This window comes from Phyllobacterium sp. P30BS-XVII, from assembly GCF_014138335.1.
In the GTDB taxonomy this organism is placed as follows: domain Bacteria; phylum Pseudomonadota; class Alphaproteobacteria; order Rhizobiales; family Rhizobiaceae; genus Phyllobacterium; species Phyllobacterium meliloti.
On record NZ_JACGXO010000009.1, the window covers coordinates 213,663 to 225,980 of the forward strand.

Below are 12,318 nucleotides of genomic sequence, written 5' to 3' on the forward strand. Positions count from 1 at the left end.
GCACCTCGCAAGGGAGTGGTGAAAGGCACCGCCGAGGCGGTGCCCGGTTCAATTGCCGACCGCCTTAGCTCTTTGGTTCCGATTTGGAATCGTACCGTGTATTCCATTCCTTGAGGATGGCATTGCGATGGGACGCCGCCCACTCGAAATCATTCTTGATCATCTTGGACGCAACATCGGCGGGCAGATTCTCCACCTGCTTTGCAACACCCGGCATGGCCACGACGGCATAGCCGACATTGTACATCTCATTGGCCTTTTTGCTGATCGACCAGTCCAGTAAAACTTTTGCCGCATCGATCTTGGACGTTCCGGCCATGATCGCAGCGGCCTCCGCTTCCCAGCCCGACCCCTCTTCGGGGAAAATAATATCAATGGGAGCACCGGCTGATTTGGCTTTGGCGCCGGGGAATTCGAAGGAGACCCCGATCACTGTCTCGCCAGCGCCAGCCATCTTGCAGGGTTTGGAACCGGAATGGGTGTAGCTGGAAATGTTCTGATGCAAGCCATCCATAAAGGACCAGGCGTCTTTCTCACCGAACATCTGCATCCATGCCGAGACATCAAGGAAGCCGGTGCCTGAAGAGGCCGGGTTTGGCATGACAATATGGCCCTTATATTCGGGCTTCGTCAGGTCCTTCCAGCTTTTCGGCGGCGTCAGTCCAAGCTTCTTGGCCTCGACGGTGTTGTAGCAAAGCGCCGCGACATAGGCATCCATACCAACCCAGCTCGGTGGCGTGGAACTGTCCACGAACTTCGGATCGAGCTTCTCGACACCAGCAGGTGCGTAAGGCTCCAGCATCCCCTCACCCTTCAGCAGAAGCAGCGACGATGCGGCAACGCCCCAGACCACATCGGCCTGAGGATTGTTCTTCTCCGCAAGCAGCTTCGCCGTCATGACACCGGTGGAATCGCGTACCCAGTTGATCTTGATATCCGGGTGATCAGCGTTGAACGTATCCGCATAGCGCTGTAGGTCAACAGCTTCAAAGGCGGTATAGACGGTCAGCTGCGTCTCGGCATAGGCAGCCGATGAAAATAGCGTAAAGGCAAAGGCGGCCAGCGCCGCGGCTTTGTGCGTGTTCATGATTTTGGTTCCCATCTTTTGAGGTCGGCTTATGCGCTTTTTGCTTGGGAAAGGTCCGCTGCCGCCAATTGAGAACGCCTCAGCTTACGGTCATGCGCCCGGTCCATACTGCAATAGTGGGGAACGGCAATCGATAAGTAAAATCTATTTATCTTATATTATCATTGGAAAAGTCGATGATGTGACGAAAATGATTTTTCCTCGAAATGCCCGTTCAATATGAGAAAAGGGAGCCTAGAGGCTCCCTTTTTCAACCAGTGTGATCCGTTCGCTCAGGACCAGGGAAGTGAATAGGTTTTCACATTCGTGTAGCTCTTCATGGCTTCGGAAACGCCCTCCTTATAGCCATTGCCGGAATCCTTGATCCCGCCGAAGGGCGACATTTCGATCCGGTAACCAGGTACTTCCCATATATTGACCGTGCCAACCTGAAGACCGGCAATATATTTCTGCATACGGCGGAAATCATTGGTGCAGAGACCGGAGGAAAGGCCAAATGCGGTGGAATTGGAAAGCGCAATCAAAGCATCGTCATCATCAGGCGCCCGGATGATCGGAATGATCGGCCCGAAGGTCTCTTCCATGACCAGTTCCGATGCGTGCGGTACGCGATCGACAACAATGGGCGGCAACAGCGCGCCATGACGACCGGGATTGTAAAGAATATCAGCCCCCTGCTCCGCAGCCATATGCACACGAGCTTCGAACAGGGTGGCGGCCTTTTCGTGAACCACGGTGCCAAGATCGGTTGAGCGGTCCATCGGATCGCCAAACCGCAGTCTCTTGGCCCGCTCTAGCACCAACGGCACGAAACGGTCAGCCACTTTTTCCTGACAGAGAATGCGTTTGACCGCCGTGCAGCGCTGTCCGGAATTCTTGGTTGCCCCGGCAACCGCCAGATCAGCCGCCTTGGCCAGATCATCGTCATTCAAATCATTGAGAATGATCAGGGGATCATTGCCGCCAAGTTCAAGCACGGCGCGCTTGTAACCGGCCGTATTGGCAATCATTTTGCCGACGGGCACACCGCCGGTGAAGGTGATAAGCTCGATGTTCGGATTGGTGATCATTTCCATGCCGATATCCGCAGGCCAGCCGGTGACAACCGACAACATCTCGGGCGGAAGACCGGCTTCATAAAGAATATCAGCCAGCACCAGCGCCGTCATTGGTGTCAGTTCCGTCGGTTTGCAGACGACGCAATTGTTGGTCGCGATGGCAGGTGCAATCTTGTGCGACACCATATTGAGCGGATGGTTGAAAGGCGTGATCGCCGAGATCGCCTTCAGCGGTTCGCGCATGGTGAAAATCTTGCGTGCCTTGCCATGCGGGGTCAGATCACAGGAGAAAATCTGGCCATCATCCTGAATGCACATCTGCGCTGACAGGGTGAACACGTCATAGGCGCGGCCTACTTCATAAAGGGAATCCACTTTGGAAATGCCAAGTTCCAGCGTAATCAGATCGGCAATCTCTTCCCGGCGGCTGGCAAGCGCTTCGGCTGTACGGAACAATATCTGCTGACGCTCGTAGCGCGTCAGCTTCGGCTTGTAATTCGCTGCAATCTCGAAAGCCTGCCGCGCGTGTTCCGTGCGGCCTGCCGGAACTGTCCCCACCACCGCATTGGTGTAGGGGTAGTGGACGTCGATCACATCATCCGCGTCGACTTTCCGTCCCGCGATACGCATCGGCTCGTGACGTACCCTGAATTCCGCTTCTGCCTTGACCATGATCGTGTTCTCCGCCGCCTAAACCAAGGACGCGGCCATCGCCGCATAATGGAAGGCATCAAAATTACGCAGTTCCGGCGCAATGGGCAGATCAGGCAGTTTCCTGTTGACGATAAACGGCACGACCTGCTCCGTCAGCCCGCCATGCGAGCGCAATGGCTCATTGAGCGCAGCCAGATCATGCCGGTGTTCGCTGGTGCCAAGTGTCTTGTTTTCCGTCGAAAGGAAAACGATGTCGCCAATGCGATCATTCGGCAGTTCGAAGCGCTCGCAGGCGGCGGCGTTGTCCAGAACCACGTCGATCCCTTCAATTTTCGCCAGCCGCGCCATGATATCGGCCTGATCCGCACCCTCAGGCAGATAGGCAGTGGCGAAGGAACCGAGCGCGCCGTGATGGACGACATAGGGGTCAGTGATCGGCAGGATAACCCGGGCCGCGTCCTTGCCCAGCCACTCATCGAGCAGGTCCTGAACGTAGATCACATCAGGCGATCCATCGGCCTTGTGCTTGGGCTTCATGCCATGATCGGCGGTGACAACAATAGCTGCCCCCAACGCATCAAGCTCTGCCAGATATTTGTCGAACATTTCATAGAAGGCATTGGCTTCAGGAACACCCGGCGCATATTTGTGCTGCACATAATCAGTTGTGGTGAGGTACATCACATCAGGCTTGAACGTCTCAAGCAGCTTGACACCGGCAGCAAAGACAAACTCTGACAGTTCAGCCGAATAGACTTCCGGCACCGGCCTGCCCAACCAAGCGGATGCGTTGTCGATACCGTGCTCTGCTTTGGTTGATGTGTCCGATTTTTCCGAGGAGAAGCAGATTGCGCGGTTATCATCGAATGACAGACCATGGCCAAGCAATGCGCGCAGCTTGTCTTTCGCCGTCACCACCGCGACGCGAGCACCAGCATCGTAATAGGCTTTGAAAATGGTCGGCGCGCGCAGGAAGCGCGGATCGTTCATCATCACTTCCTTACCGGTTTCGCGCTCATAGAGATAGTTGCCGCAAATGCCGTGGACTGCTGGCGGGCGTCCTGTCGCAATCGACATATTGTTGGGATTGGTGAAGCTTGGAATGACACTATGCGCCATGCGCACCGTGCCTTTTTCCTTGATCTTCACCAGAGCAGGCATCAGGCCAGCCTTGATTGCCTCATCGAGATAGGCTGGCTCGCAGCCGTCAAGGCAGATTGCAATAGCTGTCACGCGCGGCCAGGCATAGTTGCGGCCATTGACGCTGACATTGACAGGAGACATCTGGTTCATCGGGGGTATTCCTTGTTTATGGAGCGGCTCAAGCCGCAAGTTTGGCGCGTTCAGCGATGGCAGCAGCGGGAGGTGCGGCAGTATCGACACCCATCTCGCGCAGGGATTCTCCGGCGGCCTTGACCACGCGGCGCATGACATGCTCGTCCATGCGGCCAATGCAGCCGACACGGAAACTGTCAACCACGGTCAATTTGCCGGGATAGATGATGAAACCCTTGTCCTTCATCAGCCCATAGAAGCGGTCGAATGCAAAGTTCGGATGAGCAGGGTTGAAGAAAGTGACGATGATGGGCGAAAGCCAGTGGTCCTTGAGCAGCGTTTCAAACCCAAGTTCACGCATTCCGGCGACCATGACATCGCGGTTATGGGCATAGCGGCCACCGCGTCCGGCTACACCGCCTTCGATTTCGTGCTGGCGCAGCGCGACAAGGAATGCAGCAACCACATGGGTTGGCGGCGTATAGCGCCACTGCCCCGTTTTGTTGAGATGCGCCCACTGGGCATGCACATCGAGGCTGAGCGAATGGCTGCGACCCTTGGCAGCTTCCAGCTCGCTTTTGCGTGCAATGATGAAACCAAAACCCGGAACGCCTTCAATGCATTTATTGGCCGATGACACCATGGCTTCATAACGGATTTCGTTTACATCCAACGATATGGCGCCGAAGGCACTCATCGAGTCGATCAGCAATTTGCGACCCTTGGCATAAACCGCTTCCGAGATTTCATGCACCGGATTGAGAATGCCTGAACTTGTCTCGCAATGGACAATGATGACGTGGGTAATCGCCGGATCAGCATCCAGCGCAGCGGCAACTTCGGCGCCGCGTGGCGGCATATAATCGCCCTTGTCGATAACGGAATGGGCTCTGCCGAGATAGTCAAGCGTCTGCGCAATGCGCTGGCCATAGGCGCCATTCACAAGAACCAGTGTCTTGCTGTCACGCGGCAGAAGGCTGCCCAGCATCGCCTCTACGGCAAAGGTGCCGCTGCCCTGCATCGGCACACAGTCGAATTCGTCCTTTGTATCACCTGTCAGGGAGAGGAGGTGGCGACGAAGCTCGGCAGTCATAGCGCGGAAATCGCCATCCCATGAACCCCAGTCGCGCAGCATCGCTTCCTTGACCGCATAGGACGTAGTGAGAGGACCGGGTGTCAGGAGATAGGGTTCGCCAAGCGCTGGTTCATCGAATGGCGCTGTCGCAATCTGGTTTCCGGCCAACATTGTCATTTCCTCCTGACTGGCATGATCTGCTCTTGCCCGCCATTTCACACGCGTGCGATATATATGTAAAATCGTTATTTTGTATTGATCTATAAGCTGAGACGATACACTCTATATCAGTTCGGCAACCCAGATATGACAAGGCAGGCCGTCAAAGGAGATATTCATGCGCTATGTCCAGCTTCGCGCATTTCATCATGTGGCGGTGTGCGGCGGCTTTTCACGCGCTGCAGAAATGCTTTTCCTGACCCAGCCCGCCATCTCGGATCAGGTCCGCAAGCTGGAAGAAGAATATGATATTCTGCTGTTCAACCGTCACAAGAAGCAGGTCACTCTGACGGAAGCCGGACAGCGGCTCCTTGAAATAACCCACCGCATGTTCGATACCGAACAACAGGCTCTGGAACTGCTTTCGGAATCCCGTGCATTGCGTGCGGGAACCCTTCGCATTGTCGCCGATGCGGCGCACCATCTCCTGCATATTCTGGGGACGTTCCGCGAAAAATATCCGGGCATTCAGGTCTCTGTACGCGCTGGCAATACGGAAACTGTTATCAGCAGTCTCTACAGCTATGAGGCTGATATCGGCGTTCTCGGCGAAATTCCAACCGGGCGCGATTTCGAGATACTGAAACTCAATTCCACCCCTATCGTTGCCTTCGTTTCCAATGAGCACCCGCTGGCAACAGCACAATCCCTGACCTTGGAAGAATTGACACGCCTGCCGCTGGTCATGCGCGAACGCGGTTCGAAGACACGGCAAAAGCTGCAGGATCATGCGGCAAGTCAGGGCTTTGAACTCAGGTCGGCAATTGAAGCGGAAGGCCGCGAAGCTGTCCGTGAAATCGTCGCTTCGGGTGCCGGTGTTGGTTTCGTCTCATCCGCAGAATTCGGTCAGGATACAAGACTTGTGCAAATTCCGATTGCCGGTCCCGAAGTGCTTATGGACGAAGCGCTGATCTGCCTGCGCGAGCGAAGCGCAGGCAAACTCGTGCGGGTGTTTCTGGACATCGCAAAATCAATGGCACCGGCAGCTTAGGCTGCCGCCTGTACCTTGATTGTATCGGCCTTCACACGGTCCGACTTTGGATCATACGGACTGCGCAAATGGGCGGTTGCCGGATAAAGCGCGCCAGCGAGATCGATCGCGAATTCGCCGCTTTCGATGAATTCCTTGCTCACCCCTTCTGCATTCTCAATCAGCGCCAGCGCGACCGAGCGGCCAAGGGTGTGCCCATAGGCTGCCGAGCGCACCTCACCCACCGGCTTGCCATTGCGCAGGATCAGTTCACCGCCCCACAGCATCGGCTCGCCATCATCAACGGTGAACTGCACAATCTTGCGATGCGGCACACCTGTTTGCTTCGCTTTCACGAGAGCTTCCCTGCCGATAAACGCACTCGATTTACCGAACGAAACCGCAAATGCCAGACCCGCTTCGAAAGGGTTGATATCGGGGGTAAGCTCGCGGCTCCAGGCGCGGAACCCTTTTTCAAGGCGCAGCGCTTCCAGCGCATAATATCCGGCATCGATAAGACCGAGATCGCACCCCGCTTCGTGCAAGGTCTCATAGACACCGACGGCGAATTCTGTCGGGACAATCAGTTCCCAGCCGAGTTCCCCCACATAGGTCATACGGTTGGCATAGGCCGTGGCATAGCCAATATCGATCTCGCGGATCGTTGCGAATGGAAAACCCTCATTCGACAAATCCGCCGAAGTAACCTTGCTCAGAATGTCACGCGTGTTGGGACCCATCAGCGCGAGAACGGAATAGGCTGACGTCACATCGGTCAGCGAAACATGCCAATCAGCGGGCGTATTCTTACGTATCCAGTCGGCATCATGCACGGCCTGCGCGGAACCTGTCACAATCAGGAACCGGTCGGCGGCAAGCCGCATGACGGTCAGATCGGTTTCATATCCGCCGCGCTCATTGAGCATACCGGTATAGACAGAGCGGCCAATGTCCACGTCCACATCCGCAGCGCAGAGACGGTTGAGCAATGTGCATGCGTCCTGCCCCTGTATGAGCAGTTTTGCAAAGGATGTCTGGTCAAAAAGCGCTGCGGTTTCGCGTGTTGCCTTCATCTCGCGCTTCACCGCATCGTGCCAGTTCTGCCGACCGAAGGCGTATTGCGTTTCGGGCTTTTCACCTGCTGCGGCGAACCAGTTGGCGCGCTCCCAGCCCATCTTCGAACCGAAACACGCACCCTTGGCGGCAAGCCGATCATAGAGCGGCGAGCACCGGAATGGTCGCGCGGTATCCAATTCGCGGTTCGGCCACGGCATGGCATAGTGCAGGCCAAGCGTTTCCTTCACACGGTCATGCAGCCAGCGCGGATTGTTGTTGAAGGAAGCAAAGCGCCTGATATCGACGGGCCAAAGATCCATCGTTGGTGCGCCAGTGACGATCCACTCGGCAAGCGCCTTGCCCGCACCGCCCGCACTGGCGATACCCATGGAATTGAACCCCGCCCCGACAAAGAAGTTCTTCAGCTCAGGTGCCTCGCCCAGAATGAAATTATTATCAGGCGTGAAGCTTTCAGGACCATTGTAAAACTTGCGCACTTCCGCATGTTCGAGCTGCGGAACGCGAATGAGCGCATTCTGCATCAATATCTCGAACTGATCCCAATCGTCAGGCAGAAGTGCAAACTCAAAGTTCTCCGGGATACCGTTCATCCCCCATGGCTTGGCCTCCGGCTCGAAACCGCCCATGACAAGACCACCCACTTCTTCCTTGAAATAGATATAGCCATCAGGGTCACGCAAAACGGGAAGATCGGGATGAACACCCTCGATCTTTCCGGTCACGATATACATATGCTCTGCCGAATGCAGCGGGACCGATACGCCGCACATCAATCCGACTTGTCTTGCCCATTGCCCCGCACAATTGACGACAATTTCGGCTGCTATATTCCCTTGGTCGGTTTCCACACCGCAGGCCACACCGTTTTTGACGGTAACACCCGTCACCTTGACGCGTTCGATCACGCGGGCACCGCGATTGCGGGCACCCTTGGCCAGCGATTGCGTCAGATCAGTTGGATTGGCTTTGCCATCTCCCGGCAGCCAGACCGCCCCGACGAGATCATCAGATGCCATAACGGGCCAGATATTCGCAGCCTCTTCAGGCGAGATCACATCGACATCGACCCCCTGCGCACGCGCCGACGCCGCTGTCCGCTTCAGCACCGTCATGCGGTCCTGTGTTCGGGCAACAGCAAGAGAGCCACAATTCTTCCAGCCTGTCGCCAGACCGGTTTCAGCTTCAAGTTCGCTGTAAAGCTTGGTCGAGTATTTGATCAACCCGGTCATATTGGCATGGCTGCGAAGCTGCCCCACAAGGCCCGCCGCGTGCCATGTCGTACCGCCGCTGAGTTGCCCCTGCTCCAGCAAAACAACGTCGGTCCAGCCGAGCTTCGTCAGATGATAAGCGACGGAGCAACCGATGATGCCCCCTCCGACAATGACCACGCGCGCCTGTGTTGGAAAAGCTTTTGCCATAACGATCCATCCATCCGTAAGAGATGGTCGCCACCATAATCGGCAGCTTGCAACAAATCAACAATAAATATCACATTATGCAACATTTAATCCGCAGGAATTATTACGCCCAAGCCCTTTAGCGAGAGAACATTGGCCAGAATATCGCTGGGATTCCGATCCGTAATGATCCCTGTGGCATCCTGCGAGTTTGGTATTTTAAGCGGCGTCGAGCGGCCAAATTTGGAACCGTCGATGACGAAGTAACTCGCTTGCGCCATTGAAATCATCCGGGATCGCAACAAAGAGCCCGCTTTTGTAAAATCGGTAATGTCGCCTTCAGATGTAACGGCGCCCGCACCCAGAAATGCCACATCAATCCGGAAGGCCTCTGCAGCCTGTACAACATCCATGCCAGACGCAGCTTCCTCCTCAGGATTGATTTCGCCGCCCAGCACATGTGTCCGCACATTTGGCAAATGACAGGTGAAAAGAGCGATGGCCAAACTGGAGGTACAGATTGTCACGTTCTGACGAGACGCAGCCAATGCATGCGCTATAGCCAAAGTGGTCGTTCCTGAGTCGAGAAAAATAACCATCCCCTCCTCAACCATATCTGCCGCAAGCTTCCCGATAACGGCCTTGCCCTGCGCATTTTCGCGAGAACGCTCGCTTAATCCGGGTTCTACCGCATCCGATCGCGCAGCCCCGCCGTGAATAAGTTCGAACAGCCCTTTATCGGCAAGCACTTTCAGATCGCGGCGGATGGTTTCGCGCGAGACGTCAAAAAACCTCGCCAATTCCGCAATGCTTACGGAACCGTCAGCTGCGACGCGCTTGAGGATTTCATCATGCCGACGAGGAGCAAGAGCCCGCGCCGCTGGGGTGGTTGATTCAGACATGCGCTCAATGTGTCTGAGCGTGGCCAATGTTGCAAGATGTTGCATCGAACACATCGACTAAAATGGCGGTAAGATGCCCCTCACGGTAATCAGCTGTCTTGCACACTCCAAATTATCAACGAATGGCAAGTTCCGTTTCAGCGTCGAACAGATGAACATTGTTTGGCGAGATATAGAGGATGATCTCGCTGTCTTTTCCAACCCTAGCCGCGATAGGTAAAAATCGCACCATTGGAAAACTCAAAGATCGCGGCCGACGACGCGCCCCCACTGTACCATTGGCCTTGAAATAGCCGCACAGCATGGTCATATGTGTATCAAGCCGATGAAAATATCTCGGCTGTCTTTGAAGCTCCCTGATGAGCTCGCGTTTTTCCCCATGAGAATGACACCATTTGCTGTGGCTGAATCTGCGGCTTGTTATGGCAGTTTCCAAAAGACCTATTTTAACAGAACCGCTGCGCGACTTTATCGCGGCAGCCATGGACCAATATGCAAGAAATGATTCAAACGAAGGCCGCAATCTTGCGGCCTGTGCCAATACACTTGATTAGCAACGATCAATCCGAAGGCAAAATTGCCAAACGCCGGGAAGTTACCACTTCAGGGCTCACGCGCGAGGAACTGCGCCAGATTGTAGCTGATCAAATCGATTGACCGGATTCCGGATTTATAAATCGAACAGGAGAGAGCCGCTTATGGCTCCAAAACAACAATGAATATGAACCAGACAAAATCAAACACGTCGCGTACGCGATCGACACAAATCCTTAAGAACTCTGCGACCTCGCAACCTGCAAATTACCAAAAGGCACAGCTGAATTACGAGCGCTACCTCACGCAAGCACGCGCAGCAGCACTTGTTGGCAATCAGGTCGACGCAGAAAACTACTATCAGCATGCTGAACACTATTTCCGTTCAATCCATGCAGACAGCAACTAGAACAGCTGGTAAGCAAAACAACCACTGACAGATCGCGCTGTATAGCAGCCCCATAATAAATTCATAAACTAGGTGGAACTACGGATTTTCAAACCGTGAGAGCTTGATAAAGTGGCACATGAAGATTTGATCTTCATGTAGTGCTCCTTTCTCAATGACCTATAGATTTAAGTTATTCAAACACCGGTCTGCTCCCAGACCGGTGTTTTTTATTGTCGACTTCAGATTGATCGATACACGGCGAGTTTCATTGCCATCAGCCACATAACCGGTAACCGCTGCGGTGCAATCTCAACAGCTGCGCATTGGCTCCTCAGTTTGACTAAATTCTTGGAAATTTATCGCAAAGCAAGAATATTTTTGAGTTTAGCAATAGCTAATATTCACTACACGAACTTCATTGACGCTGAGTTACTCCGTAATCTAGGGAAATAAAAGTATTAATTGCATATCGCAATCGGGGGAACTTATGAGAAAGATAGTATTTATCAGCTGCATCGCTTTGATGCTGGCTGGGTGTCAGACTGCCCAGGAATCAGCCGTCGAAGCAAAAAACACATGCGACGCAGCAGGGCTAAAGCCCGGTTCAAAGGCACATCGTCGCTGCGTTACAGCAAGCTATGACCAGAACCGCCGTCAGTCCAACGAAGCGGGCAACGCAGCCGCTCTTGGCGCTGCCGTCGGTGTTCTGGGCGGCGTAGCGCTTGGAGCCGCTGTCGAGCGAAACAATTATCCGGGATATTATCGGCGTTGCGGCCCTTGGGGGTGCTATTACTGAGAACGAATAGTTTGAAAACCGGGTGCAACCCCCATCATTCAGTCAATCCGGATGATGGGGTTGTACTTGCCGGGTGATTTCGGCACAGCACATTCTGTGCGGGATTAAAAAGTAAAATCCCGCACATTGTCATCACAACCTTTTTTACTTTAAATCTATACGCAATTCCCAGAAAACCATTTTTCGAAAATCAAGATCAATATAAAGGGTCACCGGTTCTTATGGAAAGGAACGCCACTTTGGTAAACATACCCGCCAAATTCCACGGGTTGTTTCAGCGTTACAAACGGAAAGAACAGGACACCGAACGCGCACAGGCTGTCGTTCGGCTTATCATCATCCCATTTTTTGTCAGTTATCTTGTGTATGCTGGACTATCTCAGGAGTTCTCCCCCCAGTTCAGGGCGATATACGTATCCTATTGGGTGTATTATGTGATTTCATCGGCAATCCTGTTCTTGTGCATCGTTGCCTGGCCGGGGACGTACTTACTGCGCCGCATTTTTTCAATGTCGCATGACTATCTGGCGATGACATTTGCAATGTCCGCAGGCGGCGAGACCGCCCTACCGGTATATGCCATATTGTTATGGGTTACTGTTGGCAACGGGTTGCGGTATGGGCCACGCTATCTGATAGCGGCGACGGCGGTTGCGCTGGTTGCTTTGGCAGCCACCACCTATTTCAACAGTTTCTGGCGCAGTGAACCCTATGTTGTCGTCACCCTTGTGATGACCGCCATTCTGGTTCCCGCCTATGTTTATATTCTGCTCACGCGTGTCCACAAGGCCTACAATGCAGCGCTGGAAGCCAACCTTGCCAAGTCGCGGTTTCTGGCACAGGCAAGCCATGATCTGCGCCAGCCCATCCACGCCATCAGTCT

At 54.2% G+C, this 12,318-nt stretch carries 10 protein-coding genes and 1 pseudogene; 4 read left to right on the top strand and 7 right to left on the bottom strand.

Translation table 11 applies throughout. The features are described 5' to 3' along the window. Nucleotides 1-64: 64 nt before the first annotated feature. From FHW17_RS22075 to FHW17_RS22090, 4 genes are all read right to left on the bottom strand, one after another. Nucleotides 65-1,087 carry a putative 2-aminoethylphosphonate ABC transporter substrate-binding protein gene (locus FHW17_RS22075; protein WP_091886570.1) on the bottom strand — a complete coding sequence of 341 codons (1,023 nt, stop codon included), beginning with the start codon at nucleotides 1,085-1,087 and terminating at the stop codon, nucleotides 65-67. Between the two features lie 272 nt (nucleotides 1,088-1,359). After that, nucleotides 1,360-2,817: a phosphonoacetaldehyde dehydrogenase gene (gene phnY, locus FHW17_RS22080; RefSeq protein WP_112530528.1), complete on the bottom strand. Its 1,458-nt coding sequence runs from the start codon at nucleotides 2,815-2,817 to the stop codon at nucleotides 1,360-1,362. Between the two features lie 18 nt (nucleotides 2,818-2,835). Beyond that, nucleotides 2,836-4,092 (bottom strand): phosphonoacetate hydrolase, encoded by a 1,257-nt coding sequence (phnA, locus tag FHW17_RS22085; RefSeq protein ID WP_112530526.1) that lies wholly within the window; start codon nucleotides 4,090-4,092, stop codon nucleotides 2,836-2,838. Between the two features lie 28 nt (nucleotides 4,093-4,120). Beyond that, complete coding sequence (locus FHW17_RS22090; protein ID WP_112530524.1) at nucleotides 4,121-5,320, bottom strand: 2-aminoethylphosphonate--pyruvate transaminase; 1,200 nt, start codon at nucleotides 5,318-5,320, stop codon at nucleotides 4,121-4,123. Nucleotides 5,321-5,486: 166 nt separating this feature from the next. Between FHW17_RS22090 and FHW17_RS22095 the strand changes: the two genes are divergently transcribed. Then, the gene (locus FHW17_RS22095; RefSeq protein ID WP_112530521.1) at nucleotides 5,487-6,359 is read left to right on the top strand and encodes a LysR substrate-binding domain-containing protein; all 873 of its coding nucleotides are present in this window, start codon (nucleotides 5,487-5,489) and stop codon (nucleotides 6,357-6,359) included. Here FHW17_RS22095 and FHW17_RS22100 read toward each other — a convergent pair. The 3 genes from FHW17_RS22100 to FHW17_RS22110 form a co-directional block, all read right to left on the bottom strand. After that, on the bottom strand, nucleotides 6,356-8,833 hold the full coding sequence (locus FHW17_RS22100; RefSeq protein WP_113097502.1) for an FAD-dependent oxidoreductase: 2,478 nt from the start codon (nucleotides 8,831-8,833) through the stop codon (nucleotides 6,356-6,358). The two genes, FHW17_RS22095 and FHW17_RS22100, sit on opposite strands and share 4 nt — an antisense overlap. 86 nt (nucleotides 8,834-8,919) lie before the next feature. Beyond that, complete coding sequence (locus FHW17_RS22105; RefSeq protein WP_112530579.1) at nucleotides 8,920-9,714, bottom strand: DeoR/GlpR family DNA-binding transcription regulator; 795 nt, start codon at nucleotides 9,712-9,714, stop codon at nucleotides 8,920-8,922. 115 nt (nucleotides 9,715-9,829) lie between these two features. Beyond that, the gene (locus FHW17_RS22110; protein ID WP_162700278.1) at nucleotides 9,830-10,198 is read right to left on the bottom strand and encodes a hypothetical protein; all 369 of its coding nucleotides are present in this window, start codon (nucleotides 10,196-10,198) and stop codon (nucleotides 9,830-9,832) included. A gap of 237 nt (nucleotides 10,199-10,435) precedes the next feature. Between FHW17_RS22110 and FHW17_RS22115 the strand changes: the two genes are divergently transcribed. The 3 genes and pseudogenes from FHW17_RS22115 to FHW17_RS25275 all read left to right on the top strand — a co-directional run. Further along, nucleotides 10,436-10,657: a DUF4167 domain-containing protein gene (locus tag FHW17_RS22115; protein WP_227988499.1), complete on the top strand. Its 222-nt coding sequence runs from the start codon at nucleotides 10,436-10,438 to the stop codon at nucleotides 10,655-10,657. A gap of 469 nt (nucleotides 10,658-11,126) precedes the next feature. Then, the gene (locus FHW17_RS22120) at nucleotides 11,127-11,435 is read left to right on the top strand and encodes a membrane lipoprotein lipid attachment site-containing protein (RefSeq protein ID WP_182510837.1); all 309 of its coding nucleotides are present in this window, start codon (nucleotides 11,127-11,129) and stop codon (nucleotides 11,433-11,435) included. Nucleotides 11,436-11,656: 221 nt separating this feature from the next. After that, nucleotides 11,657-12,318: pseudogene (locus tag FHW17_RS25275) on the top strand (hybrid sensor histidine kinase/response regulator); the annotation flags it as partial.

Bases quoted from the DNA above. Each gene is read 5' to 3' on its own strand.
- FHW17_RS22120 (WP_182510837.1), top strand. From the start codon at position 11,127: ATGAGAAAGATAGTATTTATCAGCTGCATCGCTTTGATGCTGGCTGGG.
- FHW17_RS22095 (WP_112530521.1), top strand. From the start codon at position 5,487: ATGCGCTATGTCCAGCTTCGCGCATTTCATCATGTGGCGGTGTGCGGC.
- FHW17_RS22115 (WP_227988499.1), top strand. From the start codon at position 10,436: ATGAACCAGACAAAATCAAACACGTCGCGTACGCGATCGACACAAATC.
- phnY (WP_112530528.1), bottom strand. From the start codon at position 2,817: ATGGTCAAGGCAGAAGCGGAATTCAGGGTACGTCACGAGCCGATGCGT.
- FHW17_RS22090 (WP_112530524.1), bottom strand. From the start codon at position 5,320: ATGTTGGCCGGAAACCAGATTGCGACAGCGCCATTCGATGAACCAGCG.
- FHW17_RS22075 (WP_091886570.1), bottom strand. From the start codon at position 1,087: ATGAACACGCACAAAGCCGCGGCGCTGGCCGCCTTTGCCTTTACGCTA.
- phnA (WP_112530526.1), bottom strand. From the start codon at position 4,092: ATGAACCAGATGTCTCCTGTCAATGTCAGCGTCAATGGCCGCAACTAT.
- FHW17_RS22105 (WP_112530579.1), bottom strand. From the start codon at position 9,714: ATGTCTGAATCAACCACCCCAGCGGCGCGGGCTCTTGCTCCTCGTCGG.
- FHW17_RS22110 (WP_162700278.1), bottom strand. From the start codon at position 10,198: ATGGCTGCCGCGATAAAGTCGCGCAGCGGTTCTGTTAAAATAGGTCTT.
- FHW17_RS22100 (WP_113097502.1), bottom strand. From the start codon at position 8,833: ATGGCAAAAGCTTTTCCAACACAGGCGCGCGTGGTCATTGTCGGAGGG.